1 protein-coding gene is annotated in these 2034 nt (G+C 42.1%); it reads left to right on the top strand.

Translation table 11 applies throughout. The features are described 5' to 3' along the window. Window positions 1–443: 443 nt before the first annotated feature. A complete protein-coding gene (locus AB4371_RS21025; RefSeq protein ID WP_372150611.1) occupies window positions 444–1439 on the top strand; it encodes an NAD(P)-dependent alcohol dehydrogenase in 996 nt (331 codons plus the stop codon). Window positions 1440–2034 lie beyond the last annotated feature (595 nt).

The following is a 2034-nucleotide window of genomic DNA, read 5'->3' as shown; positions in this document are numbered from 1 at the left end:
AGTCTAACTGGAGCAGATCATTTATCATTATCTATTCGTTTTATCAAAAGGAAAGATTACAACAATAAAAGAGTATGCTGACACTGACCTAGTTAGACGTGTATTCATTGATTAATAAACACTTAGCTAAAAAGCATAGAGGCTTATTCTATGCTTTTTGGGCTTTCTCGAAGAAGGCTATTGAAAAATATGCTCAGTAATTATTGAGCTAGTAAAAAAAGTCAAATACGTACAAAGGATTCGCCATGATCCTCTGCTGATAAAATCAACTCTCTCAATACTTATAGGAATAGATGAGAAATCGAGCAACAAAGCTCCCATACACCGTAGTCATTATTAACTATTTGTTATAACTGAATTCAAAATTTGCGCATAGTTGTCATGCTACGAACCTTGTAAATTGGAAGATATCGAATATCACCTACTAGCTGAGCACCTATCCCATGAAGAAATATCTGATTCAACCCGAGAAAAATACAATACAGCTTACCGAGCAAGGGGTTGTAAAGCTTGCTGAGTATGATGTGCGCGTTAAGGTTATGTCCACGTCATTAAACTACCGTGATATTATCTACAAGAAAGTAAATGCGATGGAGGTAACAGCATTGTCCGATGGCGCTGGAGAGGTCATTGAGATCGGCAGTAAGGTACAAGAATTAAAAGTTGGTGACCGAGTAACTGGTTTATTTTTCCCTGAATGGCTAGACGGCGACGAGCACTTAGGAGCGAATGAGCCTGCACGAGGTGGGGGTGATATCGATGGCATGCTAGCAACCGAAGTGGTCGGCAATGCGAAGGGGTTTATTAAGTTTCCTGACTACCTCTCTTACGAGGAGGCTGCCACGCTACCTTGTGCTGGACTGACCGCTTGGCACGCTATGTTTGAGCACCCACGTGCCTTACAAGCGGGTCAAACCGTCCTCATCGAAGGAACGGGCGGCGTGTCTATCTTCGCCCTTCAACTGGCCAATGCCTTTGGTATCCACTCAATTGTCACTTCAAGTTCCAATGAGAAATTGGAAGTGGCCAAATCTATGGGGGCTACACACACAATCAACTATCGAGAAACACCAGATTGGGGGCAAAAAGCCTTAGAGATCACCAGTGGTAAAGGCGTCGACATGGTGCTTGAGGTGGGCGGAGCCGGAACACTAGATCAATCGATGAACGCAGTAAAAGTTAGAGGCGTGATCAGCTTGATTGGCGTGTTGACGGGATTTGATGAAAAAGTCAACACGGTACCGATTACGGTGAAGATGATCTCCATGTTCGGCATCCATGTAGGCAGCAAAGCTATGTACTCAAGATTTAATCAGGCACTCTCTCAGCACAAGATAAAGCCTATTATTGACAAGGAATTTGACTTCTCTGAGGCGAAAAAAGCCTATGACTATCTTGAGTCAGGGCAACACTTTGGCAAGGTGATCATCAAGCACTAGTAGCCCGAAACTTCTACTCATCGTTTATCTGGCAGTTAGCTCACTACAGGATCTGTTGCTGGAAGACAATAGAGATTCATCGATTTCGATAAAGTCTGACACATTACCTCTATTCACTCTCTTGGTTGAGGTAATGTGGATCACTACTAGCAAACTCGATTTTACCCAAAATGCTTTCGCTTGAATCATCAGTATCAACTAAGCACCTTCCGTTTAACTTATCGACTAAACACATTTTTTCATTTGAACTGCTACGGTATGGAAACTCTTGAACATACCAATCCACTAAGGAAATTTGAATATGAGCAACTCATGAAGAAAGTCGATTGGTAATCCAATGCTTTTCATATCAAATCATAGCATCGTGATTTTAGTTCTCTCTGCGCTGTATACTTTACTCATAGACAGGATCTGACCTGCTCTCCGCTTTCTAACCCAACCAAAGATTAGTAATCTCTTGCATCTTGATTATCACTTCACTGACATGAGAGAAAGTAAGTCAAATAACGCTTGGGTGAAGTTAGCCATTCACAGGCTTAAACAACAAGGAAAGGGGCAAAGATAAGTTAGAGCTCCTAGGGCGTGTTGATCTTTC

Source organism: Vibrio sp. 10N.261.51.A3, from assembly GCF_041471965.1.
Taxonomy (GTDB): domain Bacteria; phylum Pseudomonadota; class Gammaproteobacteria; order Enterobacterales; family Vibrionaceae; genus Vibrio; species Vibrio crassostreae_C.
The sequence above is the reverse complement of the archived record's forward strand: the minus strand, read 5'-3'. Positions and strand labels throughout refer to the sequence as shown.

Coding starts and splice junctions, on each gene's coding strand:
- AB4371_RS21025 (WP_372150611.1), top strand. CDS start 444: ATGAAGAAATATCTGATTCAACCCGAGAAAAATACAATACAGCTTACC.